This is a genomic window from Borrelia duttonii Ly (assembly GCF_000019685.1).
Taxonomy (GTDB): Bacteria; Spirochaetota; Spirochaetia; order Borreliales; family Borreliaceae; genus Borrelia; species Borrelia duttonii.
In genome coordinates this window covers 17,622-42,153 of sequence record NC_011254.1, presented here as the reverse complement: position 1 = coordinate 42,153, position 24,532 = coordinate 17,622, and the positions used below count along the sequence as shown (strand labels likewise).

The 24,532-nt window shown below is 31.4% G+C and carries 18 protein-coding genes and 12 pseudogenes; 6 read left to right on the top strand and 24 right to left on the bottom strand.

From position 1 onward, the window contains the following. The 4 genes and pseudogenes from BDU_RS06805 to BDU_RS06790 all read right to left on the bottom strand — a co-directional run. Positions 1 to 848: pseudogene (locus BDU_RS06805) on the bottom strand (variable large family protein); the annotation flags it as partial. 554 nt (positions 849 to 1,402) lie between these two features. Then, a pseudogene (locus tag BDU_RS06800) lies at positions 1,403 to 2,355 on the bottom strand (variable large family protein). A 744-nt stretch (positions 2,356 to 3,099) separates the two neighbouring features. After that, on the bottom strand, positions 3,100 to 4,152 hold the full coding sequence (locus BDU_RS06795) for a variable large family protein (RefSeq protein WP_012539494.1): 1,053 nt from the start codon (positions 4,150 to 4,152) through the stop codon (positions 3,100 to 3,102). A 176-nt stretch (positions 4,153 to 4,328) separates the two neighbouring features. Continuing rightward, positions 4,329 to 5,361, bottom strand: a pseudogene (locus BDU_RS06790) (variable large family protein). Between the two features lie 154 nt (positions 5,362 to 5,515). Between BDU_RS06790 and BDU_RS08835 the strand changes: the two are divergent. Beyond that, positions 5,516 to 5,650 carry a hypothetical protein gene (locus BDU_RS08835; protein ID WP_318250840.1) on the top strand — a complete coding sequence of 45 codons (135 nt, stop codon included), beginning with the start codon at positions 5,516 to 5,518 and terminating at the stop codon, positions 5,648 to 5,650. A 37-nt stretch (positions 5,651 to 5,687) separates the two neighbouring features. Here the strand turns inward: BDU_RS08835 and BDU_RS06785 are convergent, their stop codons facing one another. From BDU_RS06785 to BDU_RS06770, 6 genes and pseudogenes are all read right to left on the bottom strand, one after another. Then, the gene (locus tag BDU_RS06785) at positions 5,688 to 6,707 is read right to left on the bottom strand and encodes a variable large family protein (RefSeq protein ID WP_012539608.1); all 1,020 of its coding nucleotides are present in this window, start codon (positions 6,705 to 6,707) and stop codon (positions 5,688 to 5,690) included. Positions 6,708 to 6,865: 158 nt separating this feature from the next. Beyond that, positions 6,866 to 7,658: pseudogene (locus tag BDU_RS06780) on the bottom strand (variable large family protein); the annotation flags it as partial. Between the two features lie 180 nt (positions 7,659 to 7,838). Next, the gene (locus tag BDU_RS06775) at positions 7,839 to 8,342 is read right to left on the bottom strand and encodes a Vsp/OspC family lipoprotein (protein WP_318250852.1); all 504 of its coding nucleotides are present in this window, start codon (positions 8,340 to 8,342) and stop codon (positions 7,839 to 7,841) included. 24 nt (positions 8,343 to 8,366) lie between these two features. Then, positions 8,367 to 8,567: pseudogene (locus BDU_RS09110) on the bottom strand (Vsp/OspC family lipoprotein); the annotation flags it as partial. A 121-nt stretch (positions 8,568 to 8,688) separates the two neighbouring features. Next, positions 8,689 to 8,982 (bottom strand): annotated as a pseudogene (locus BDU_RS08130) (variable large family protein); the annotation flags it as partial. Between the two features lie 204 nt (positions 8,983 to 9,186). Continuing rightward, the gene (locus tag BDU_RS06770; protein WP_012539606.1) at positions 9,187 to 10,308 is read right to left on the bottom strand and encodes a variable large family protein; all 1,122 of its coding nucleotides are present in this window, start codon (positions 10,306 to 10,308) and stop codon (positions 9,187 to 9,189) included. A 581-nt stretch (positions 10,309 to 10,889) separates the two neighbouring features. Between BDU_RS06770 and BDU_RS08360 the strand changes: the two are divergent. Further along, a pseudogene (locus tag BDU_RS08360) lies at positions 10,890 to 11,045 on the top strand (variable large family protein); the annotation flags it as partial. On the opposite strand, the pseudogene BDU_RS06765 reads toward BDU_RS08360, so the two are convergent. The 11 genes and pseudogenes from BDU_RS06765 to BDU_RS08805 form a co-directional block, all read right to left on the bottom strand. Next, positions 10,992 to 11,887 (bottom strand): annotated as a pseudogene (locus BDU_RS06765) (variable large family protein); the annotation flags it as partial. The pseudogenes BDU_RS08360 and BDU_RS06765 sit on opposite strands and share 54 nt — an antisense overlap. A gap of 63 nt (positions 11,888 to 11,950) precedes the next feature. After that, positions 11,951 to 12,326 (bottom strand): annotated as a pseudogene (locus BDU_RS06760) (variable large family protein); the annotation flags it as partial. Between the two features lie 311 nt (positions 12,327 to 12,637). Continuing rightward, on the bottom strand, positions 12,638 to 13,675 hold the full coding sequence (locus tag BDU_RS06755; protein WP_012539605.1) for a variable large family protein: 1,038 nt from the start codon (positions 13,673 to 13,675) through the stop codon (positions 12,638 to 12,640). Positions 13,676 to 13,866: 191 nt separating this feature from the next. After that, positions 13,867 to 14,956 (bottom strand): annotated as a pseudogene (locus BDU_RS06750) (variable large family protein). Positions 14,957 to 15,072: 116 nt separating this feature from the next. Beyond that, entirely contained in the window at positions 15,073 to 16,167 is a 1,095-nt protein-coding gene (locus BDU_RS06745) for a variable large family protein (protein ID WP_012539604.1), read from the bottom strand. 221 nt (positions 16,168 to 16,388) lie between these two features. After that, a pseudogene (locus BDU_RS08825) lies at positions 16,389 to 16,580 on the bottom strand (variable large family protein); the annotation flags it as partial. A 43-nt stretch (positions 16,581 to 16,623) separates the two neighbouring features. After that, complete coding sequence (locus BDU_RS06735) at positions 16,624 to 16,833, bottom strand: anti-CBASS Acb1 family protein (RefSeq protein ID WP_041177936.1); 210 nt, start codon at positions 16,831 to 16,833, stop codon at positions 16,624 to 16,626. Between the two features lie 142 nt (positions 16,834 to 16,975). Continuing rightward, positions 16,976 to 17,548: a Bdr family repetitive protein gene (gene bdr / locus BDU_RS08820; RefSeq protein ID WP_041177935.1), complete on the bottom strand. Its 573-nt coding sequence runs from the start codon at positions 17,546 to 17,548 to the stop codon at positions 16,976 to 16,978. A 41-nt stretch (positions 17,549 to 17,589) separates the two neighbouring features. Then, positions 17,590 to 17,853 (bottom strand): hypothetical protein, encoded by a 264-nt coding sequence (locus BDU_RS08815; RefSeq protein ID WP_049752320.1) that lies wholly within the window; start codon positions 17,851 to 17,853, stop codon positions 17,590 to 17,592. Between the two features lie 354 nt (positions 17,854 to 18,207). Further along, positions 18,208 to 18,594, bottom strand: a complete 387-nt coding sequence (locus BDU_RS08810) for a terminase large subunit domain-containing protein (protein ID WP_318250851.1) — start codon at positions 18,592 to 18,594, stop codon at positions 18,208 to 18,210. 196 nt (positions 18,595 to 18,790) lie between these two features. After that, complete coding sequence (locus BDU_RS08805; protein WP_318250850.1) at positions 18,791 to 18,853, bottom strand: hypothetical protein; 63 nt, start codon at positions 18,851 to 18,853, stop codon at positions 18,791 to 18,793. A gap of 160 nt (positions 18,854 to 19,013) precedes the next feature. On the opposite strand from BDU_RS08805, the gene BDU_RS06720 reads away from it, so the two are divergent. Both BDU_RS06720 and BDU_RS06715 read left to right on the top strand, forming a co-directional pair. Then, the gene (locus BDU_RS06720) at positions 19,014 to 19,721 is read left to right on the top strand and encodes an Mlp family lipoprotein (RefSeq protein ID WP_012539602.1); all 708 of its coding nucleotides are present in this window, start codon (positions 19,014 to 19,016) and stop codon (positions 19,719 to 19,721) included. A gap of 841 nt (positions 19,722 to 20,562) precedes the next feature. After that, positions 20,563 to 21,198: pseudogene (locus BDU_RS06715) on the top strand (site-specific integrase). A 213-nt stretch (positions 21,199 to 21,411) separates the two neighbouring features. Here the strand turns inward: BDU_RS06715 and BDU_RS06710 are convergent. The 3 genes from BDU_RS06710 to BDU_RS08795 all read right to left on the bottom strand — a co-directional run bounded on the left by BDU_RS06710 (position 21,412) and on the right by BDU_RS08795 (position 22,980). Beyond that, the gene (locus tag BDU_RS06710; protein ID WP_012539601.1) at positions 21,412 to 21,828 is read right to left on the bottom strand and encodes a DUF261 domain-containing protein; all 417 of its coding nucleotides are present in this window, start codon (positions 21,826 to 21,828) and stop codon (positions 21,412 to 21,414) included. 112 nt (positions 21,829 to 21,940) lie between these two features. Further along, entirely contained in the window at positions 21,941 to 22,498 is a 558-nt protein-coding gene (locus BDU_RS08800) for a DUF244 domain-containing protein (RefSeq protein ID WP_318250849.1), read from the bottom strand. A gap of 305 nt (positions 22,499 to 22,803) precedes the next feature. After that, on the bottom strand, positions 22,804 to 22,980 hold the full coding sequence (locus BDU_RS08795) for a hypothetical protein (protein ID WP_318250846.1): 177 nt from the start codon (positions 22,978 to 22,980) through the stop codon (positions 22,804 to 22,806). Between the two features lie 139 nt (positions 22,981 to 23,119). On the opposite strand from BDU_RS08795, the gene BDU_RS08790 reads away from it, so the two are divergent. Both BDU_RS08790 and BDU_RS06700 read left to right on the top strand, forming a co-directional pair. Next, positions 23,120 to 23,248, top strand: a complete 129-nt coding sequence (locus BDU_RS08790; RefSeq protein ID WP_318250845.1) for a hypothetical protein — start codon at positions 23,120 to 23,122, stop codon at positions 23,246 to 23,248. A gap of 206 nt (positions 23,249 to 23,454) precedes the next feature. Continuing rightward, the gene (locus tag BDU_RS06700) at positions 23,455 to 24,525 is read left to right on the top strand and encodes a plasmid maintenance protein (protein ID WP_012539600.1); all 1,071 of its coding nucleotides are present in this window, start codon (positions 23,455 to 23,457) and stop codon (positions 24,523 to 24,525) included. Positions 24,526 to 24,532 lie beyond the last annotated feature (7 nt).

Genomic DNA, 24,532 nt, shown 5'->3' with positions numbered 1-24,532 from the left:
AGAGCCGGGTGCTCGAGCGGGCGCCAGTGGTGCTGGAAGACCTGCAGCAATTATTGCATCTTTTTTTGCCGATTCTTCTGAAATTTCTTTTTTATCATCTTTAGCTGGAGCAACCGCAATCTCTGCTGCATCTGTTGCTTTTACAATTCCTTCAGCATCATTAACTTTAGGATCTTCTTTAGACTTTACTATTGCCTTCAATATATCAGCACCACTTACTGAGCCGATTGAGGCATTTGCGGCTGCTGCTTCAGCCTCTTGAGCTCTATCATCATCTTTCTTTGCAAAAAGTTTACCAATTGATTTTTTCTCTGTATCTCCAGTCTTAGTAGCGCCTGCATTCCCTTCATTATCCTTTAAAACCACTCCAACTATCTCTTTAATTCCTTTAACTAGTGAATTAACAGCAACTCTATCTGCAGCATTAGCATCTTGACCAGCTTGAGTAGCACCACCAATCTTATCATCACCAGTAGCCCCTTTTGCTGCTTCTTTTGCTCCTTCTGCAATCTTATCTACAGTACCACTAATAAACTGCTCAACAACTGTTTTAACCTTTTCATATTCCCCATTCTTCGCAACTTCTGTTTGCAATTTATTTTTAACAGACTCCATTGTTGCTGCAATATCAGTAAAATACTTACCTATATCACTCTTCTTCGTATCCGCTTTTATCCCCCCAATGTCCCTGTAATCATATCGCCAAAACTCACAAAAACATCTAAAAATCCTTTACCTAAATTTACCATCTCACTCAAAAATACTTTCTCTGGATCCTTACCCCTACTATTACATCCCATCACTACCATCATCATTTTTCTGATTTGTCTCTTCTTCTTTCTTTCCATTTTTACCAATCTCCTATTTTTTGTATGTTTTATTAAGACTAAAAGGCACAACTAATAAAAAAGCAAAAAAGAATAAATCAAATCAACGATATGATTTATTGAAATATAATTTATATAACTATACACAACTACTGCACATTAAATAATAGAGCTCTATCTTCTCTCTCTTATCTGCTTTTCTTTATTCAAGCTAAACCTTTCTACATTTTTATATATATCTATTACGTAAGATATTGGCTCTTTGTAAGTTTCAATGCATATTTCTATACCATACTAAAATTAACATTATAAATGGGTACCATTAAGTCTCTTTAAATAACTAAGATATTTCATATAGATGGTTAAAAACTTACTTTTTATAATTAATTACACATTATATTTTTACAAATTCTTACAACTATACAAATCTGTACAATTTTATACAAAAAACCGAATATTTTTAATTAGAACATATACATCAAATAACATAATTAACAAAAATAACACTTCTCTCTATTATAGCATTATAAAAAGAAGTGTTTACATTTCATAATTTATTAATCACTATTTATTCTTTATTTAGTAACAACAGATTGAGTAGCATCAGATTGACTAGCCGCGGTTCCACCACTTTCAGAGTATTTTATTCCCTTCACTGCTTCTCTTATTTTATCTAAATTACTTTCTACTGTTTTCTTAATTATTATATCAAGTATCCCTAATACCTTATTTACTGCACTTACAGAAGCTACCTTAACTGTTTCAATATCTGCAGCATTAGAACCAAACTTACCACCCTTAATCATTGCTTTTAATGCAACAGCTGCTGCTAAATCGGCATTGGTCTTTGCGCCTGAATTAGCAGCAGCAGCATTAGCATTAGAAGCAGTTAGTGCCCCAGTCTCATTATTATTGCCAGCATTAAGAGCAGCACCATCAATAGCCCTAGCATTTTTAATCTTATCAATCATTGCCCATGAATCGGCTTTTGAAACTTCAGATGCCAATTTATCACCAGCTCCCTGACCTGCATTACTATTATGACCACCAAGAACAGCAGGGGCATCAGTAGCATTAGCAGCTGTTACCTGACCACCAGAATTAACATCACCAATTGGACTACCATCATTAGTTACACCAGCAAGTTTAGTTAGTGAAGTAATTAGTCGTGTAAAAACATCACTTGCTCCTTTGATTGCACCTTTAACAGCTTCAATTGTAACTCCATCAGCATTCTTAGCTTCAGATATTTTAACTTTTAACTCCTTTAACTTATTCTTAGTTGTTGTAAGTCCTTCTCCTACTTTCTTAAAATGTTCTCCTACTTTACTTCTATTATCTCCCACTTTAACTACATTAAACCCTAATACATCCCCTATTGCACTCCCAAACCCAGCAAAAATCTCCTGAAACCCCTCTCCTATCTTTACTAATGACTCTAAAAAACTATTCTTCCTTTGCTAAAGTCTACCTTCCCCTCTCCTCCAGATACTCCCCCACTATTACATCCCATCACTATCATCATCATTAATATTATTACTCTTCTATTCACTCTCTCCCCTCTCTCTATTTATTTCTCTCTTCCCTTTTATTCCTTTTATTTCCTCTATTTTCATTTCCTTAGCCTCCTTATTTTGTTTTTTTATAGCTTTTCTTTAAAAGATTAGAGGCAAAAAAATACGATTTATATAAAATATTATTCATATAACACATACAATACTGATAATTAATTCAAGTTATATTATAAATATTACTAATTGAATTTATTCACTAACTTTAGCAACAGGATTATTTCCTTGTTTAATTGCTCCCAATATATTCTTAATCTATCCCATCTGCTACTACTGCATCTCTCCTTGCACCAATCCTTAATTTCTTTTTATCATTAACAAGCTGAAGCAATAGAAATCTCTGCTACATCTCCCGCTTTCTCAATTCCATTCATATTTTTTTTCCTTCTATCTCTATTAATCTAGTTCAAAGATTTTATTTATACTTTCTAAACCTACTTCAATAGAAAAATCACAAATTAAAAACGCAAAAAAGAAAACATCCTTACTACAAAAATAGAAAAGTGTTTCTCTGTTTTGTCTTTATTATTTAGTTTTACGATTTATTTAGTAGAAAAAGTTTGAACAATACCAAATATAAAGGAAATATATTAAATTGCTTAAATTAACAAGAAAACATCTTCCCTATATACTTTACAACAATAAGAGAAGTGTCTCCTTGAAATAACTTTATTTACTTTACTAATTTTTTCTACAATTATTTATTGTTGTCCACTAGCTGCCACGTTTGCTGATGCCTTATCTTCTTGTTTAATTGTAGCCAGTACTTCATTTACCTCCTTTAAACCACTATCAACAGTATTTCTTATTGATATTATTAGCGTATTTAATACTTTAGTTACAGCACTTGCTGCTACACCATTGACTGCATGTGCAGATTTATCTTCATTCTTAGCAGCAAATTTACCTCCCTTTGACATTGCTCTTAAAGCTATTCCTGCAGCTATTACTGCATCTTTTTTAACATCATCAACATTAAATTCAGTACCAGCATTTTCTTTCTTAGCAGCAGCAATTTCAGCAGCATTCTTTGCATTAACAATCTGAATTTCATTATCAGCAGCATTAGCAGATTTAGCAATAGCTTGCAATATATCAGCTCCACTTACTGCTCCTATTGACGCACTTGCTGCCGCTGCATGTGCATCTGTTCCATCAGCAGCATTAGTACCACTAAACAATTTCCCAACTGATTTTTTCTCTGTATCCGCTGTTTTTGTAGCAGTAGCATCTCCCTCATTTGCTCTTAAAACAACAGCAACTATAGTTTTAATTCCATTAACAAGAAAATTAACTGAATCTTTGTCAGCAGGAGCAGCGTCTTGTCCAGCAGCAGATGCAGCACTAATTTTATCATCACCACTAATACCCCCAGCCGCAGTTTTTGCTCCTTCTTCAATCTTATCAATAGTTGTGATAAATTCACCAACCTTCTCTTTTACCTTTGCATAATGCCCATTCTTTTCTAAAATCTTCCCTAATTTCCCTCTAACTTCCTTCATTGTCTCTGCTATCTTAGTAAAATATCCACCAATCTCACTTTTCTTTGTATCAGCCTTTATCCCCAATGTCCCTGTAATCATATCGCCAAAACTTACAAAAACATCTAAAAACCCTTTCCCTAAATTTACCATCTCACTCAAAAATACTTTCTCTGGATCATTACCTCCACTATTACATCCCATCATCATCACCATCATCATCATTAATATCACTACTCTTACTTTCCCCTCTCCTTTTTTCTCTATATTCATTCTTCTAGCCTCCTTATTTTTTATTTTTTTCTAGCTTATCTAATAAAGGAAGCAAAAAAATATGTGTTATATAACACATACAATACCGCAAATAAAAAAAGAGAGCTAAAATAAGCCCTCTTAACTAATTATTTACCTAATTAATCCAAATATATTCAAAATATTTCTAATTCAAACTATTCACTAACTTTAGCTTCAGAACCCTCTCCTTGCTTAATTTCTCCTAATAATTTATTAATCTCTTTTAATCCTAAATCCACTCTATTCCTGATTGCTATTGTCAATGTACTCAATACCTTACTTACTGCACTTGCTACTACACCATTTACTGCATTAGCATATTTATCACTAGCATCCTGCTTAGCCGCAAATTTACCATCTTTTGCCATTGCCCTCAATGCTATCCCTCCTGCTATTACTGCATCTTTTTGTGCTCCCTCTTTAATCTCTTTTTTATTATCAACAGCTTTAGCAACTGCTATCTCTGCTGCATCTACAGCTTTCTCAATTCCATCAGTATTATAAACTTGAGGATCTTCTTTAGACTTAGCTATCGCTTGCAATATATCTGACCCACTTACTGCCCCTATTGACGCTGCTGCTGCTTGGGCTGCCGCATTATCAGCTCTATTAGCATCAGTAGTAGTAAACAACTTACCAACATCTTTTTTACTATCATCTTTAGTAAAATCAGCTCCCCCATCTCCCCTCCCTTTTAAAACAATTTCAACTATCTCTTTAATTCCTTTCACTAGAGATTTAACACTTTGTAATTCTGAAGGAGATGCATTCTGATTTTTGACAGCACTTCCTATTACTTCACTACCTCCAGCACTAACTCCCAAAGCAGCCTTCTTAGCTCCTTCTTCGATCTTACTTATCTTTCCAATAAATCCCTCTACCTTCTCTTTCACCTTCGGATAATGCCCATTCTTTTCCAAAATCTCCCCTAATTTCACTTTTACTGTTTTCATCGTATTCCCAATCTTACTAAAATAAGCCTCTATTTCACTTTTCTTTGTATCCGCTTTTATCCCCAATGTCCCTGTAATCATATCGCCAAAACTCACAAACACAATCTAAAAATCCTTTCCCTAAATTTACCATCTCACTCAAAAACACTTTCTCCGGATCTCTACCCCCACTATTACATCCCATCACTACCACAAGCATCCCCATTATTATTCCTTTTACTACTCTTCTTTCCATCCTTCCCTTCCTACTCTCCTCTTTCTTTCCCAATTCTTCCTTCCCTTTTATTCCTTTCATTCCTTCTACATTCATTTTCTTCGCCTCCTTTTGTTTTTATATGCTTGTCTAACAAGGAAGCAAACAAACAAAAAATAAATGTATACAACAACGAATGAATAACAATTCACTAGAACATTTTAATGAAAGCATAAATGATAGAATTAATCACACAGTAACAAATCCATGTTTAGTACACTACAAAATTAAAGATACCAAGAACTTAATTCCTAGTATCTTTAATTTATAATTTTTCTCTTATTTTATTATTTAGTTATGTATTCTGATTATTGATTTTGACTACTAGAACCACTCTTACCAGATGCTATAGCAGTAGCACCAGTATTAGTTTTCATTGCTTCTTTGACACTCTTAAGTCCCAAGTCTATTGCTCTTCTTATCCCTATTGTCAATATATCTAATGCCTTAGTTACCGCACTTACTGCTGCTCCTTTAACTGCAGCTGAAACATCTGAATTAGCAGCACCATTAGCAAATTTACCACCTTTTGCCATCGCTCGCAATGCTATTCCACCTGCTATTACCGCATCTTTAGGAGCAGAACCAGGATTCTGAGCAGTAGCTAATTTAGAAGCATCACCACCTTCTTTAACTATAGCCTGCAATATATCTGATCCTCTTACTCCTCCTACTGCTTTTGCTGCATCTGTTGCAACTTTCTTTGAATTAGCATCATCACCAGCAGCACCATTACCAGTAATAAACAATTTACCTGCTTCTCCATCTCCAGCATTAGCAGTTCTCGCAGTACCATCACTAGCCTTATTAGAATCCCCAGCATCAGCCTTCCCTACACCTTCAAGTACCACTTTCACAATTCCCTTAATTCCTTCTACTAATTTATCAACATCAGTACCTGCAACACCTGTTCCATTCTGATCAGCCACATTTCCTATTAATCCACTAGCATCTCCTATCGCCTCACTAGCTGTCTTTGCTCCTTCTATTATCTTATCAAGTGTATTTTCAACCAATGTTTTAACTGCACTCTCAGTGGCCTCAACATTCGGATTCTTTTCTTCCTTCATATCAGCAACAATTTTATTAAGTCCATACTTTATCCCTTGCACAGTCTCTTGAACCTTCTTAAAGTAATTCCCCACATCTGACTTCTTTGAATTAACATTCAACCCCAATACACTCCCTACCATTTCCCCAAATGAAGTGAAAACATTCAAAAATTCATTACTCACATTAACTAATGACTGCAAATATTTATTCTTTCCTTCCTCTCCTTCAGCTACTCCCCCACTATTACATACCATCACCATCACCACCACCATCATTTTTTTTATTCAACTTAATTTTTAAGGATTTAAAAAATATGATCTATATAACACATATAATACTGCAAATAAAAAAAGAGAGCTTGATTGCTCTCATTAACTAAGTTTTTATTAAAAAGTTTAATTATATTCTACATTGTACTAATTATCTTATTCTTTTATTCATTAATTTTGGCAACAGATCCTTCTCCTTGTTTAATCTCTCCTAACACCTTATTAATCCCTTTTAATCCTTCATCCACTCTATTCCTTATTGCTATTATAAGTGTACTTAACACCTTATTTACTGCACTTGCTACTGCTCCATTGACTGCATTTGCTGATTTCTCCTCATTACTTTTAGCTGCAAACTTACCATCTTTTGCCATCCCTCTTAATGCTATCCCTGCTGCTATTATTGCATCTTTCTTTGCTGTATCCTCTTTAATCTCTTTCTTATTAGCAACAGAAGGAGCAATTGCAATTCCTGCTGCATCTGTTGCTTTTTCAATTCCATTAGTACTATCAGCTTTAGGATCTTCCTTTGATTTTGCTATCGCCTTCAATATATCAGCTCCACTTACTGCTCCCACTGTTGCATTAGCCGCCGCAGCCGCAGACTCACTAGCATTGTCCTTTGTTTCAAACAATTCACCTATTGTCTTTTGTTGCTCTACATTGGTCTTAGTAGCTCCTGAATCACCCTCATCGTTTCTTAACACTACTTCTACTATTGCCTTTATTCCTTTTACTAATTTATTAACACTTCCTGCTTCTGCAGGTTTAGCGTCTTCATTTGCCTTAGCATTTTCCAATAGCACCACAACCAGTAGCATCACTTGCTGCTTCCTTTGCTCCTGCAGCAATTCTATCTATAGTACCACTAATAAACTTCTCAAAAACTGTTTTAACTTTTTCATATTTCCCATTCTTAACAACTTCTGCTTGCAACTTTTCCTTTAAATTTTCGAGCTTAAAACCTACTCAATATTCAGGAAGTTAAATAATTAAATATTATCCATAATGCAATATTTTTAATATTGAAAAACACTCATGCACTTTAAATACAAAAAATAGAAGCCAAAAGAACAATACTCCTAGCTTCTATTTTTTGACCTAATTTTTTTCAGCTAATTACCTTTTCACTAAAATCTAAGAAGTTTGTACAAGATCATTAATTGTAGCTTCCAATAGATTATTAGCTGCCTTTACCAAGTCAACAATCGCCAAGTACAATTTATCAAGTTCATCAGCTCCCTTCTGTTTGTCATTATTATCTCTTTTTAGAGCCTTTTGTGCATCAGCAGCGCTAGTATCATCTTTACCTATATCGGCACTTGATTGTTTAACCTTAGTTAAAAATGCAGTACTCTTAGTCTTAGCATCAGCAACCTTTGCCTTAAGATCAGTAGAAATTGCCCCAACTATTTGCTCTAACACTGTCAATTTAGTCTCTACAGACGCAATTATGTTATAGGCCCCCACAACTAATGAGGCATTTTTATTAGCAATGTCAGCAGTACCTTGAGCAGAAATTTTTTTTCCAAGAGCCGCAACAAGATTGTCTATTGACTTAACTAAAGCATCCACTTCTGTAACACCTACCACAAAATCACTAACCTCTTTGATTTTTTGACTTATTTTGACTAAATCCAAAACAGTCCCATCCTTCCTAGTGACAATCCCCTTATTCCCATTTTTATTCTCGCCAGTGCCATTCTCTGCTCCTTCCTTTACTCCCCCACTATTACATCCCATCACTATCATTATCATCAATATTATTCCCTTTATTCTCATTCTATTCCCTCTCTTATCCATTCTCTTCACTCTCTCTTTCCCTCTCTTCCCTTTTATTTCCCCTTCTACTCCTTCTATCTTCATTTTCTTCGCCTCCTTGTTTTTTTCTTTATCGCTTTTTTTATAGCTTTTCTTTTAAAGCAAAAAACAAATAAATGAGGCTTTATATAACATACACAATACCGCAAATAAAAAAAGAGAGAGCTTTATTGCTATTTGTAATAAATGCAGCAACTTTTTCTCTTACCTTTTCATAATGTCCATTATTTTCCAAAATTTCATTTAATTTTGCTTTTGTTGATTTCATTGTTCTGAAATTTTAATAAAATAAACCCCAATATCTGATTTCTTGGTATCAGCCTTTATCCCCAACGTCCCTGTAATCATATCACCAAAACTCACAAATACTTCTAAAAACCCTTTCCCTAAAATTAACCATCTCACTCAAAAACACTTTCTCAGGATCCTTTACTCCTCCACTATTACATCCCATCACCATATTATCTTTGTTTGTACAATTTTATACAATAAACTGAATACTTTTAATTAGAATATTTTAAAGAAATCACAAATAATAAAATTAATAATATCAAGTAACATATTTCTATTTAACACACTATAAAATAAAAGATACCAAAAGCTTAACTCTTAGTATCTTCACTTTATGACTTTATTTTTATTTTATTTACTTACATAACTTCGCCTATTTATTTTGACCACCAGAAACACTATTCTCAGATGATACAGGAGTATCATTAGTATTAATTTTAATTGCTTCTTTTACACTTTTAAGTCCTTCATCAACAGCACTTCTTATTGCAACAGTTAGAGTATTTAATGCCTTAGTAACTCCACTTACTGCAGCGTTAACAACATTAGCCTTAACCCCAGCCGCTGCCGCACTAGCATTAGCAAATTTACCTCCCTTTGCCATCGCTCTTAATGCTATTCCTCCTGCTATAATCGCATCTCTAGCATTATTAGCATTAGCACCGTTATTATTAGCAACAACATTGTTATGTTTCGCTAATTTAGCTGATTCACCATCATCACCTTTAGCAATAGCTTGTAATATGTCAGCACCAGTTACAGCCCCAACAGCCTTTACTGCATCTCTTGCTGCTTTTGCTGCAGCAGCAGCATCACCTGCATTATTATTAGCAAACAATTTCCTTGCATCACCATCAGCACCAGCACCAGCATCACCCCTTGCAGCACCAGCATTACCATCATCTTTAACAGGACCGTTATCATTTCCAGCTTCTGCGTTTCCTTCCTTAAGTACTACACTTACAATTTTTTTGATTCCCTCACTAAGAGACTTAACCGCATTAACATCAGCACCAGCACCAGCACCAGCAACAGGTTCAGCAACATTACCAATTGCTTCAACACCATCAGCTCCTTTTAAAGCCTCACTTGCACCGTCAATTATCTTATCAAATGTTTCACTAACTAATTTCTTCACGACACTCTCTACTTCAACAGTATTAGGATTCCCTACTTTCTTCATATCAGCAACAATTTGTTCAAGCTTATCCTTGGTACCTTGCACAGTACCCTGAACCTTCTTAAAGTAATTCCCTACATCTGACTTCTTTGAATTAACATTAAACCCCAATACACTCCCCACCATTTCCCCAAATGATGTGAAAACATTCAAAAATTCATTACTCACATTAACTAATGACTGCAAAAATTTATTCTTTCCTTCCTCTCCTCCTCCTACTCCCCCACTATTACATCCCATCATCACCATCATCATCACCATTAATATTACTACTTTTACTCTTACTTTCCCCTCTACTTTTTTCTCTCTTTTCATTCTTTTCGCCTCCTTGTTTTTTCTTTCTTTATAGCTTTTTTTATAGCTTTTCTCTTAAGGATTAGAAGAAAAAAAATGATTTATATGAATAACATTCATATAACACACATCAATACAGAAAATAAAAAAAAAGAGAGCTTTATTGCGCTCTCTACTAGCCTTTTTACCTAATAATTATTATATAAACTTATTACTATTTCTGTGTTATCTGAAAAGAGTGGTTCTGATGGTCAAAATAGATAGTCAAACTTTATATAAGTAAATAAAAAATAGAAAAAATAAAGTCGTAAAGAAAAGTTATAAAGGAAGATACTGAGAGTTAAGTTTTCAGTGTCTTTTGTTTTATGATGTCAAATAAAGATGTATTTTTGTTATGTTTGATATATCGTTGTTATGTTTTTAGTCAGATTATTTATCTAACTTACAAATTAGAAATCATACTTTGGTTAATTCCAACTATAATAACTATAATCATTAACATCTTAATGTTAAATTGTACATAACTATATATATCTGTACAATTCTATATGATAAACCGAATAATATTTTTATTAGGACATCTTAGAATTTGTAAGTAGACAGTAAATGGAGCTGCAGCAAGTGCGGTGAATAAGGTATTGAATACTTTGACAATAGCAATAGGGAATACAGTGAATGAAAGTTTAAAAGGGATTAGTGAGGCATTAGGGGAGATTAAGCAAGGAGAGGGTTCTGAAGTTAAAGTTAAGGCTAATTAATAGTTGAATTAGTATATATTCATTAGTATTAATTTTCATTGCTTCTTTAACAACTTTAAGCCCTGCATCAACAGTATTTCTTATTGCTATTGTGAGTGCATCTAATGCCTTAATTACTGCACTTATTGCGGCTCCTTTGATTACTTTCCCTGACTCATTAGCGTTACCATCAGCAAATTTACCATCCTTTGCCATTGCTCGCAATGCTATTCCTCCTGCTATAGTTGCATCTTTAGGAATCGCAGAAACATTACCAGTTAGTTCTTTAGCAAATTTGGCAGAATCACCATTACCATTACCCTTAATTACAGCTTTTAATATATCAGTACCAGTTACTGCTCCAACTGCTTTTGCCGCATCAGCTGCTGATTTTTTAGGAGAATTAGCAATAGCAGCATTACCAAATAATTTCCCTGCTTCACCCTCACCAGCATTAGCAGTTCTTGAAGCAAGATCATCAGCTTTTTTATCATCTCCAGCATCAGCATTTCCTATATCTTTAAGGACTATATCTACTATATCTTTAATTCCCTTTATTAATTTTTCAATGCCAGTACCAGCAACCCCACTAGCATTCTGAGCAATATTGCAAATTGGGTCATTAGCATCATCAATTGCCTCACTTGCCTCCTTTGCTCCACCAATTATCTTATCTAGTTTACTCTCAACCAATGTCTTCACTGCACTCTCAGTAGCTGCAGCATTCGGATTCTTTTCTTCTTTCATTTCAGCAACAATTTTATTAAGCCCACTCTTAATTCCTTCTACTGTACTCTGTACTGCCTTAAATACTTACCCACATCCGATTTTTTACTTTCCAAATTTATCCCCAATACACTCCCCCTACCTTCTTATCTAATAATCTTAACTATATTCAATATATAATAATTAACCTACTAATTAACTCTAAGTGCTATACCTCCTGCTATTACTGCATCTTTCTTTGCTGTAGACTCTTTAATCTCTTTCTTTTGATCAACAAGCTTTAGCAACTGCAATTCCTGCTCTATCTACAGCTTTCTCAATTCCCTCAGTCTCATTAACAATAGGATTTTCACTAGATGTGGCTATCGCTTGCAACATATCAACTCCATTTATAGCTCCTATACTTTCTGCTGCTTGAGCTGCCGCATTATCAGCTTTATCATTAGTCATAGTAAATAACTTGCCAACATCTTTCTTACTATCACCTTTAGTAACATCAGCACCTACATCTCCCTTCCCTCTTAACACAATCTCAACTATCTCTTTAATTCCTTTCACCAAAGATTTAACACTTTGTAATTCCAAAGGAGAAGAAATAGAAGATAAAAAAGTTATGATAAATTAGCTTATCTCCTAAATAAGCCATCAAAAACACAAATCATATAAATAAAACCATGAATGGATAAATGACATTTCATAAATTAGAACATCTAATAAAATTAATTATATACTTCCCACTTTCTCACGAAATCATAAATACCACTTAATTTTACAACATTTTAACATATATAAATCTACAATAAATAAGCAAAAATACCTTACGGATATTTATGCTTATCAAAACTTAAAAAAGTTTGCTATAATAAAAGGTTTAAGAAACAATTATACTACTTAGATTTTACTTCACTATTAGAATTTTCTTTTATGCAATCATCAACATCTTTCAAACATTTATCAACTGTTCTTCTTATAGTAGACACTATCTCATTTACAGTTTTACTAACTGCTCCTATTAATACTGCATTCAGTCCTTCTGCTGGTACATTAGCATGAGTTGCCAATTTGCCATTTTTAGCCATTGCCCTTAATGCTAAACCGGCTGTTATTACTGACCCTTTCTCCCTAACATCAGCACCTGCATCTTCACTATTTTTAATAGCAACTGCAATGTCATAAGCATTTTTTGCAGCACTAATTTGGCCAGCAGGTGCATTTATTCCATTCTTAGCTGCATCAATTGCTGCCAATATATCTGCACCACTTGACGCATTTAATGCAACATTAGCCGCTTTTAAACCAGTCGCATCAGCACTAGCAGTATTATTAAATAACTTTGCAATTGCTTTAGAGTCGGCAATTGTCTTATCAGCATTTCCTTTTAAATCAACTTTAACTTCCTTAGCTGCTTCATAGATCATATTAATTCCCTCAACAAGACTCTTGACACTTGCTATATCTGCCTGCACTGCATCCTCAGTACCATTAGCATTTCCGATTTTACCATTAGCGCCATCAGTAGCTTCCTTAAATTTTTTTGTTCCTTCAACTAACTTTTTCAAAATATTAACTGCATTAGTAATTACACTATCAACTTTGTCTTTCATTAAACTAAACTGCTCAGTTCCCTTAATACCTTCTAATTTGCCTTTAGCTACCTCTACTGCTTCCCCAATCTTTCCCAACCTCTCACCAACTTCTTTCTTAGTCGTATTTGAAGTAAGACCAAATGTATCTTTTAGTATATTTCCAAAAGATACAAAAACCTCCAAAAATCCCTCCCTTAAATGTGAAATTACTTCACCCAAACCTCCAATTCCTTGTGTTCCTTTTCCCTCTTCTCCACTTACTCCCCCACTATTACATCCCATCATCACCATCATTATTACTACTCTTACTTTCCCCTCTACTTTTTTCTCTCTTTTCATTCTTTTCGCCTCCTTATTTTTTTATTATTTTTTTTCTAGCTTATCTATTAAGGATTAGAAGAAACAAAGATGTTTATATGAAACACAATTCATCAAACTACATACAATACTGCAAATAAAAAAAGAGAGCTTCATTGCTCCCTTTACCAACATTCTTATCTAATCATTTCAACAACTATATCCAAATTCTACTACTTACCTGCTGCTTTTAAATCTCTTGCCTTACCTATTTCTTGCTTTACTTTCTCCAAAACATTCTTTACTGTCTTTTTCACTATTCCTTCTACTGCTACTAATAACTTATTTACTGCGGTTATCCCTGCTCCTTGTACTGCTTTGTCATCATTATTATCTTTTGCAGCTAACTTACCTCCTTTAACCAACGATCTTAACGCTATCCCTCCACTCACTGCTCCTGCTTTTGCCCCATCTTTTGCCAAATGATCTGCTGTTCCTCCTTTAGCAAACTTTAACGCACTTGTTGATCCATTGACATCTGAATCTATTGTTCCAGTTGAATCTCCTTCTCCTGATTTAACTATCGACGCTAACATCTCCTCTCCTCTCACTGAGGACACTATCAATGCTGCTTTATCTCCCACTGCTGCTCCTGCATCAGCACCAGCTGCTAATACCTTGGCTCCATTTTTTGCATCAGCGCCTATTGGATGCTTGAGACAATGTAACATCACTTACACTTGGTTCTTCAACCTTCTCTCCCTTTGCTACTTCCACTATCCCTTTCAATGCTTTATATGCCTTCTTTAATTCTTCTGTACTTGCTGCTACTCAATCTTGGTTATTTACTACATCAACTACTTTGTTACCATCACCTATATCTTTTAAAGATTCTAAATGAGTTTTTAATGAACTCAAAACTCCCCTTAGCTACATCAACCACAATTCTAACTGCATTCTTTCCATCATTTGACTCTTCACCTTTATCAACACCTAATGTTGCTTTTACTGCTACTTTTTCTAATTCTAATAATGCTTCTCCAAGTTTATCTCCTAAACTATCAAAATAACCTGCTACATCACTTCTCTTTGTATCTTTATTCACCTTAAATCCCAATACATCTGACACTAACTCCAAAAATGCATAAAATGCATTCTCCGCACTTCTCCCTACTTCCAGCAGTACTTCACTTAAACTTTTAGCTCCCCACTCCCGCCTCCTCCTGTTCCTCCTTCTCCTCCCGCTACTCCACCACTATTACATCCTATTATTAAAAATAAAGTTATTATTATCGATTTTATGTTTTTTATTTTCTTCCTTATTACACATGCCTCCTTATTTTCCTTCCAACAAAAAAGAAGGAAACCTAGATAAATCTCTAAGCTTACCTTCTAATCTTATTCCCAAATAATCTAATTCTAAATATCTGTCTTATTTACTACTCTGCTATTTTTGGCTTTCTTGCGTCATCTATTTTTTCCTTTGCTTTCTCAAGTGTCTTTTTTACTGTCTTTTTAATGATATCTTCTACTGCTACTAATAACTTATTTACTGCGGTTAATCCTGCTGCTTGTGCCGCTTTTTCATCATTATTATTATTAGCAGCTAACTTACCTGCCTTAACTAATGAACGTAGAGCTATCCCTCCACTCAATGAGCTTGGCTTAACCGAATTTTGTGCTAAATTAGCTCCATCACCTCCTACAGCAAATTCCAATGGAGTTGTCTGTGCATTTGCCTGACCTGTTATTTTTGAAGCCTTTTCTTCTGGTTTAACAATTGATGCTAACATTTCTTCTCCACTTACAGTTGATACTATTAATGCTGCTTTACCTGTATCCCCTGCTGCTGGTTTGCCAGCATCATTTGTAGCTAATATCTTAGCTCCGTGTTCTGGATTAGCAGATACACCTACTGTTACTGCATTCATTTGAACATTACCTTCATTTAGCTCTTCAACACCTTCTTTAGTAGCTGTTTCAACTATTCCTTTCAATGCTTTATACGCTTTTTTTAATTCTTCTGTATTTGCTGCTGCTCCTTCTTTATCACTTTCTGCCCAACCGACTATTTTGTTATCATCACCACCTATCCCCTTTAACGACTCTAAATGTCCTTTTAACGTATCTAAAACTCCCTTAGCCGCCTCAACTGCAACTCTAATTGGATTTTTTAATGCATCGCTTTTATCAACACCTGATGTTGCCTTGTTTGCTACTTTTTCTAATTCTGCTGATGCTTCTCCAAGTTTTGCACCCAAAATGCTAAAATACTCTCCTACATCACTCTTCTTAGTAATCGATTTAGCAGTAAAACCTAATGTATCTGCTATTAAACCCATAAATGCATAAAATGCATTCTCCGCACTTCTCCCTACTTCCAGCAGTACTTCACTTAAACTTCCTCCTCCTCTCCCTTCTCCTCCTCCTGTTCCTTCTCCCTTTACTCCCCCACTATTACATCCCATCATCACCATCATCATCATCAATAATATTACTCTTACTTTCCCCTCTCCTTTTTTCTCTATATTCATTCTTCTAGCCTCCTTATTTTTTATTTTTTTCTAGCTTATCTTTAAAAGCAGAAAACAAATAAATAAGGCTTTATACAACATACACAATACCGCAAATAAATAAAGAGAGCTTTATTGCTCCCTTTATCAGCGTTCTTATCTAATAATTTTATCTATATTCAAATAGATTATTGATTCACCTATTAATTAGCCTTAGACTCAGAATCTTCTCCTTGCTTAATCTCTCCTAATAACTTATTTATTTCTTTTAATCCTTCATCTACTGTATTACTAATCATTATTTTACTAAAATATGCAACAATTTCACTTTTTTTAATCCCCGCCTTTATTCCCAATATCCCTGTAGTCATATCCCCAAAACTTACAAATACTTCCAAAAATCCTTTACCTAAATTTGCTAATTTGCTATCGAACCCACAAATTGTTACCTTTCGCCTACTCCACCATCACATCTCATCAATATATGATACAATCCAATAGTGCTTCTTTAATTTTTACTTTTAGATTATCTAACGTATCTTCAATACCACCTAAAGCAGTTCTATAAACAATTTCTAAGTTGATTCCATTGTGCAGGACGTCTTCTGCAACATTATTTACATAATTCCTGAAAAATATTGAATGTCTGTATAATTCATAAGAATTGATTTTAGCATTATATTTCATTATCTCTCCAACCTTTATAACCTTATTGAATATACAATAAATAATTGTAGATCAATTATTTATTTTTGTTAAAAAAAAAGCAAAAATTATAAAAAATTGCAAAAAAAATTAAACCTATTTCTTAGATAAAAGAAATATTTACTTATTTAAATATCAGAGTTAATAAAATTCCTATAGTTAAAGTAATAATGGTTCCAAACATCCAAGCATGTAATTTTAATGTTCCTTTAACATCTGATGCAAATTTATCTATCTTAGTATCAAGTTCTTTAAACTTAATATCTATCTTAGTATCAAGTTCCATTTTGTTCACTTCCATATCTTTTCTTACAAGAGAAATATCTGATTTTAATTCGTCCCTTACTTTGTCTATCTTATTATCAAGTTCTTTAATATCTGATTTTAAGTTATTTTCAATAATATCTATTTTGTTATCAAGTTCTGTAAATTTAGTATCTATTTTGTTATTTAAATTATTCTCTACAGTATCAATCTTAGTATCAAGTTCTCTAATCTCAGCCTTTAAACCACGCTCTAATATTTCTAGTTTAAGGTTAAAATTACTTTCTAAATATTGAAGATCTTTAGTAGTAAGCTCATTTTTATAGTATCTATAAGACAAATCATCTGCAATCTCTCTATTAATACCCGCTTTTACAAGCTCATTTAGTACCATCTGCCTAGTAATTACAGGTTCCATTTGCATATACTCCATAAAGAATCTCCTTATGTAATTATTATACAATAATTTATAAGCTAAATGAAAGTAAATTTAGTAAAATGTTGACTTCTATCACGATAATTTAAAGACATAATTAAATATGCAGCTGATAATGCATCAAGAGCATCATCATGACTGCATCTATCTCCTTTATATGAATAAATATCATGAAATACAGAACTCTCATTGTAGTCTAATAAATACATATTTTCATAAGTAAATGGTGTTAATAAAGAAACAATCCTTGTATGTTTATTTGTTTTTGGTCTTGTTGGTGCAATTTTAAAGTAATTTTTCATATAAATTCTCTAGTATTATCTTTATATATGGATCTACCGTTGATTTTTTATCTTGAAATATAAATATCCAATACCTTCTCTAAAACACAAAAAGCAATATTATCTCCAACACTACTATATGCAGACTCTAGACAAACTATAGGACTTTTAAATTCATACTCTTTATGAGATTAATATTGCTAAATATAGCATCATTATTTGCAACCCATTCGCCGCCAAGTAGTATACTGGCTTTATATGTTGGTGAAACTTTATAAATTTCTTCTTGCGTCCTTATAAATTTCTTTGAAATTGTCTCATCATCATACGTTGTAAAATTAGATGTAGAATATATCGTGTTGTTATCAGTATAATCTATTTTAAAATAATAAACTTTTGTTTGATTCTTAGTCTCTTAAGCGCTTCTTTTAATGTCTCTTTATGAAGAGTTGTTGCTTCGTTAACATAAATAACAGCAAAATTCGCTCCTCTAAATCTTTCAAAGTCTCTTATTTTATCTTCACCATATAAATTAACCCTTAAAGAATCGATTTCAAAATATGACGTATTTGAGTATTTGGGAATAAAAGGTATTTTAAGCATATTAGCAAGATTTTCAAACTGTTCTCTAACATTAATTTCTAATGATTTCTGTGAGTTACCTAATATAAAATTATTGGTACCTTTCCTATAAAGATGCCTATTTTTAAGTAAAGTTTTTAAGAATAAATAACAAGCCAAAAATGTTTTACCACTTGCAATTCCACCTGATAAAACAACTTTATTTTGATTATTCTTTTAAATTTTAATTTAACTTATGATTCAAAATCAGTTGCTTTTTAATTTAAACACAGCTTAATAATACCATTCCATCTTTTTAATTTCCTTGGCACGTTTAACTTAATCAAGTTCAAATATCTTATTATTAAGTTCTTCATCATCTTAATTATTAATTCCTCTATACTCCCATCTCTTTACTAATCTGAACATCACTAAGCTTCCCTTCATTAAAATAAACAATATAATCATCAATTGATTTATTTATAATTTAACAAAAATTAATTCAGTTTAACATAAATTCTATAACAAAATAATAATTTTACAAAACATATAATAAAAACTACAGGCATATTTTTAAAATAAAAAAACAATATATATTTAGTTAATAAGGAGAACATTATATGAATAAAAATAAAAGTATGTTAATACTTTATATCACATTATTTTTGTATGGTTGTGATACGGATAAATTTGGCAATAAATTGCAAACTCAATCTTTAACAACACTTACAACTAAACAAAAACTTACTACACAAAGACCTAATGTTACAATGCAAAAATCCAAAATCTATTCATCACAAAAACCTATTTTAAGTGCTGAAGAAGAAGATAAATTTAAATTACTAAAATATGCACTTGATATGGATTTAAAAGCTTACCAACAGCATTATACAAATCCAAAAGCCAAAAAAGTCGCAAACATATATAGCAACATTATTCAGTGGATCTCAAATGACTTACATATACAAGAACAAAAAGATCTAATTAATTCTTTCAATCATATATATACATTTATAAAGAATAAACTAGATAATAATCCTAATATGGATATAATACAATATATAAAGGGTGCTTATTATAATTTTCAAGATGATGAATATAAAAAGGCACACACATACGACAGTAAACTGTATGGTAATCTACATGGTGAAAAACATAATAGTATAACTATGTTTTTCTATTTGATTAAACTCAACGCAATTGAGAGACAAACTAATCTACAAGATAACGAAGAATTTTACAAAAATGCAATTCAAAAAATAAAAAACGAACTTCAAGATAAAACTAGTGATAGCTATAAACATTCATTGGCACTATGGAAAGACTAAAAATTATCAACAAAATATATTACTAAATCAAGTAAAATCAAAATTTAGCAACTACTAAATCGTAGTTGCTAATCAAATAATAATCAAAGTAATTCATACAACATAACAATAAAAGAATTAAGAACAGAAACAAAAGAGACTTAGAACAACAAGTAGAAGTACAAAAAACACATGAAGAAGTGCTAAAATAAACGTTAGATAACAATCAAAAAAAAGGCCTAAATCTTTTAAAAATAAGCTTTAGATAGTGAATCAAAAGTTGCAAAGTGCACAGAAGATAATGCATCTAATCAAAAAAATACCTAGTAGAAAGTGCTTTAAAAGAAGGCTTAGATAAATTTAAAGACCAAGTATTTAGCAATTGTAAAATTGAAATAAACACACTTTTGACAATGAAGATCAAAAAGAAATAAACAAAGTTTAAAAAACAAGATTTAAGAAAGAAAGTATCGAGATACTTTGATAAAAGTAAAAGGGTAAATAAAAGGATTAAATAAAAGGAAAAAGTAAACAAAATGTTAACTTGAAGTTAACAGAGAAAGATAAGTTAAAAAAAAGAAGAGAGATATCTCTCATTGCAAATAGATGAGTCGTTAAAATGATATATAGAAAGAATAGACAAAGAATTTTAAAGTATTTGCTAAATATATCACAAAATTTAGTAGAATATTTTGTGGTAAATATCTAAATATTAACCTTTCCAATTAAAATACATACCTTAAACATTAAATTTTGCATACAATGGAGAGACATATAATTTGACATAAATTTAAAGTATTTGATAACATATTTATACATAATTTTACTTATTTTTATAGCATTTAATTAACATATAAATTACATGAGAGAATATGAAATATTAAAAGCAAAAATCAAAGAACTAAAGAAACAAAATTCAATATTATTTAAAGAAACAAGGCAAATAGATCCAATTTCAGGATGGTTTGTCCATATACTCTCAATTACTGATTATAGAGGAGTAAAGATTTAAAATACACGGCTTGATGACATAGTAAGAGAAGACAATAATAATAATGGTGATGTGTTTTATAGTTTACGTGTAAATGTAGCAAAGAAGCGAAGTAATATTTGTATTAGAGAAATAGTAATAAGTAAATCTGAATTTGAAGCTATAGAAGAAATCCATAAACTTCATTTTAAAAATAAAGGATAAGATTCAAGACGTACTTACCTATTTCAAAAAAGTAAACATCGATTTAAAGATAATAGAATAAATATAAGTGAGATTTCAAAATAATTTAAAAAATTACTAACAAAATCAGGATTTAAACATCGTAAATCACTACATATATGCCGCAATATATTTATTGCAACACTTAAAAGTAAAGGATACAATTCATTTGAAATTAAAGAATTAATGAAATATGCATCAACAGCTGAAATAGATAATGTTTATGGCTTATCTTCAGCAAGTAAATTAAAAGCATATCATGATATTAAAGATGGTTTTAAATAATATTGTATATTTCATGTATTACTATAATATAAATAAACAAAAAGAATAGTAACTTCTTTTTGTTTATTTATTTGCAATTCTAAAATCATGTAAGATTGTAAAAGTATATGTCATAATAATACAATCAAACTTAACAAAAATCAAGATTTAATATAATGAATAAGCATAAAAAAAGGCATATAGCCTTTTAAATGAATACATATATGGAGTAAGTTATATTTTTCTAAATATACGCTTAGATTTAAGATGATATTCTTGTCCTCTATCTTTAAGAAAAAGAGGATCATATAAAACTTCTGTATTATTTGTTGCCATAAAATGGGACCCAATATTATTCCTGATCCTAACTTCACTTATCTCAAATTCATCTTTTAAACATTTATAATCTTTATCCTCAACACGAACATCTCGTTTAATGTCAAAGAAACTTAAGATTCTACATGGATTTAAAATATAACAATTAATCCTCATATAACCTAATCTAACAAATTGATAATAATTATTATTAATATCATTAAAGTCAAATTTGTTCTTTATAAGTGATGCTATGTAATAATGCAAAGACAAAAAGGAACAACCCCAACGTCTAATCTCTAATAAAAATCTATTGTCATTTTGTTGTAATTTCATATATCATTTAATCCCCTATTAATTTTAAACTTCTAAAAAGGAATATCTTCATTGAATTCACAAGCAGGAGTAGGAACAGGATTAGGAATATTCATATGCTACACCTCCCCCATTAAATTGCATATGAGATAGGAGATATAGGATTAGATATAAAGAACTTATGACGAGAACTAATATCATTAATATCATAATGATCCGTAATTAATTTAAACCTATCTTTAATAGCACGTTTACCTGAATTTAACGCAAATACATTCTTTTCTAATCTATAAACAATATTATCTGTTAATTCAAACCCCATAGATAATTTACCAAATATATCTTTAAGAACATCCTTATCTTGTTTAGCAAGTGCATATAATTCTTTAGCATTCTCTTTCTCTTTCTTCTCTATTTCTGTTTGCTTAGATTGAATATCAACTAAATGTTTCTCTAAAAGTTCTCGCTCTTCAGAACCAATATTTAAATTAACAATATTGATAAAATTTATAAATTCATCTTTATAATTTAATTCTGCCAGGCTTGAATAATATTTACTATCTTGTAAGAATAGCTTTGTATAATTAGTTAAATCTTCTATGTCAATATTTGCAAGATCAATAGACTTGTCTCTTTTTATGATATTACACATACGTTCAACTTCCATATCCAATGCCGTAATATAAATCATCACTAAATCATCACTTTCCCTATAAAGCCATTATTTCTCTCTATAACACAATTAATAGGCTCATCACCAATTAAAAGGTTGCATTTTGATAAGCCAGTACATGCAAGTTGCACTTGTGCTTGAACATAATATTTAAAGAAATATTTACTATATAAAAAATTACCAGTTTGATTATATTCTGTAATAGCTGATGTTAAATAACTACTATCACTACATTTAATCTCTTCTAATAGTTCTGCTTCACCTTGATTATTTATAAACCAACCATCTATTGTTGCACCAACAAGATTATCTCCTCTACCTACTCATTTGAAATAATTATATTTGTCTATTCCATTAGCATATTTATTTTTATATAAAACTTGTATATTATCAGAATAAATACGTAAAAACTCATCAAATCCTAAATTTTCTAATGCTTTATCTTTCTTAATATGCAAATTATCTTTATATGGAACTTCTTTCCCAAAAAATTTAAGCATTCTACTTACAATTAATTCAGAAACAGCTTCAGCACAAAGAAATATACTCCCAACTTAACTAGCACCAAATCTTTTTAATCCTTCACGTTGAATAGAAAAATCTACTTTACTATTAAGTTCGAAATATTCACTCTTTTTGATGCCAGGTAATTTACGGCCTATTTTGCTAATTTTACTTACATTAGTTTGTTTATTATTATCAGACTCTGGTGCTGGAACAAAAGATTCTAAACTTTTAATAACTTGTAATAACTTGTTGGGTGCATAAATTTTGATAATTCACTTTTCATAAAAAACCCCTATACTATAAACTTAAACTTATAAAAGTCAAATATATCAAAAACTATTTTGGTCAACTTTTTGATATAATATTTTTATTATTTTACAAAAAATATATTTATTAAAAAAAGCTTTACTTTTTCATGGGAATTACGTTATCATGAACTTATATGTTCATATTACAGGAGAAAATAAATGATAAGCAAAAAAAAGCCCATCAACAAATACCAACATAAGTTAATTGTTTTAATATCAACATTAAATTATGTAAATTCTAATTTTAAAAAATATAATCAAAATAAAATACTCTACTACTTTAATAATAACTTAAAGAACAATGGTCAAAAGAAAACTACACTCAAAACACTACAAAGCTATTTATACAAACTAGAAAAAGAATTTCAAGTAACTAGTAACTACTACAGACATTTAGGGGAGAATTGCGGTACTGAAATTCACTATAAACTTAGATTTTCTAAAAAAGTATGTCACTATAAAGTCAATAAACATTTTAGAGACAAAAAAGAAGAAAGATTTCAACAACGTGCTAATTCATATCATCAACAAACATGCACTAATAATGGGAGTGTAGAAAAATGGGAATGTAATAATAATAATAATAATAAGGATAAAAAGAAGAAAGAAAGGGAAAAGGCACAGCTAGAGAGGTATATAAACAAGTGTAAATTCAAAGATGATAGATATCTCTCTATCTTGAATTTAGAAACAACAAAAGAAGACAAAATAAAAAAGCTAATAGAACTTAAGAAAGAAGAGAATAGAAGAAAGAAAGAACAAAATAAAAGTAGTAAATCAATAGAAAAACAAAATGAATTAGAAAAGACACTAAGACAGACAAAGAAAGAATTAAAGCAAGAAGGATACGATGAGAAGCAATTAGAAACAGAAATACAAAAAGCGTATGAAAATTATAAGGACAAGCCGCACTTTATTGTAGAGAGTAGTAAATACGATGATTTAGGACAGATAGTAAAAAGGATTAAAAAAACAGTTGAATGCAAGAAGAAAATCCCAAAAGAAGATCATCAGCAGATTAGAAATAATATATTTAGTATATTGATAGATCAGTTGAAGAATAAAGTAGAGGTTAAAGTTTTAGCTCCAATGCTAAAAAATTATTTAGACAAACAGGTTGATTTGAAGTACAGCCAAGTATTTAACAATCACTATTATTACGAAATTTTAGAGATGGTAGGAGGAAAAGAGAATTTAAGGATAGAAGAATATGAAAAAATTGTTGACTAAGGACTTG

What these genes read in the sequence shown, in the direction of transcription:
- BDU_RS06795 (WP_012539494.1), bottom strand. Translation starts at nt 4,152, where the DNA reads ATGAATATAGAGAAAAAAGGAGAGGGGAAAGTAAGAGTAGTGATATTA.
- BDU_RS08835 (WP_318250840.1), top strand. Translation starts at nt 5,516, where the DNA reads ATGAATAACAATTCACTAGAACATTTTAATGAAAGCATAAATGATAGA.
- BDU_RS06785 (WP_012539608.1), bottom strand. Translation starts at nt 6,707, where the DNA reads ATGATGGTGGTGGTGATGGTGATGGTATGTAATAGTGGGGGAGTAGCT.
- BDU_RS06770 (WP_012539606.1), bottom strand. Translation starts at nt 10,308, where the DNA reads ATGAAAAGAGAGAAAAAAGTAGAGGGGAAAGTAAGAGTAAAAGTAGTA.
- BDU_RS06755 (WP_012539605.1), bottom strand. Translation starts at nt 13,675, where the DNA reads ATGAAAAGAGAGAAAAAAGTAGAGGGGAAAGTAAGAGTAGTAATAATG.
- BDU_RS06745 (WP_012539604.1), bottom strand. Translation starts at nt 16,167, where the DNA reads ATGAATATAGAGAAAAAAGGAGAGGGGAAAGTAAGAGTAATATTATTG.
- BDU_RS06735 (WP_041177936.1), bottom strand. Translation starts at nt 16,833, where the DNA reads ATGAAATATAATGCTAAAATCAATTCTTATGAATTATACAGACATTCA.
- bdr (WP_041177935.1), bottom strand. Translation starts at nt 17,548, where the DNA reads ATGGAGTATATGCAAATGGAACCTGTAATTACTAGGCAGATGGTACTA.
- BDU_RS08815 (WP_049752320.1), bottom strand. Translation starts at nt 17,853, where the DNA reads ATGAAAAATTACTTTAAAATTGCACCAACAAGACCAAAAACAAATAAA.
- BDU_RS06720 (WP_012539602.1), top strand. Translation starts at nt 19,014, where the DNA reads ATGAATAAAAATAAAAGTATGTTAATACTTTATATCACATTATTTTTG.
- BDU_RS06710 (WP_012539601.1), bottom strand. Translation starts at nt 21,828, where the DNA reads ATGAAATTACAACAAAATGACAATAGATTTTTATTAGAGATTAGACGT.
- BDU_RS08800 (WP_318250849.1), bottom strand. Translation starts at nt 22,498, where the DNA reads ATGATTTATATTACGGCATTGGATATGGAAGTTGAACGTATGTGTAAT.
- BDU_RS08795 (WP_318250846.1), bottom strand. Translation starts at nt 22,980, where the DNA reads ATGCTTAAATTTTTTGGGAAAGAAGTTCCATATAAAGATAATTTGCAT.
- BDU_RS08790 (WP_318250845.1), top strand. Translation starts at nt 23,120, where the DNA reads ATGCCAGGTAATTTACGGCCTATTTTGCTAATTTTACTTACATTAGTT.
- BDU_RS06700 (WP_012539600.1), top strand. Translation starts at nt 23,455, where the DNA reads ATGATAAGCAAAAAAAAGCCCATCAACAAATACCAACATAAGTTAATT.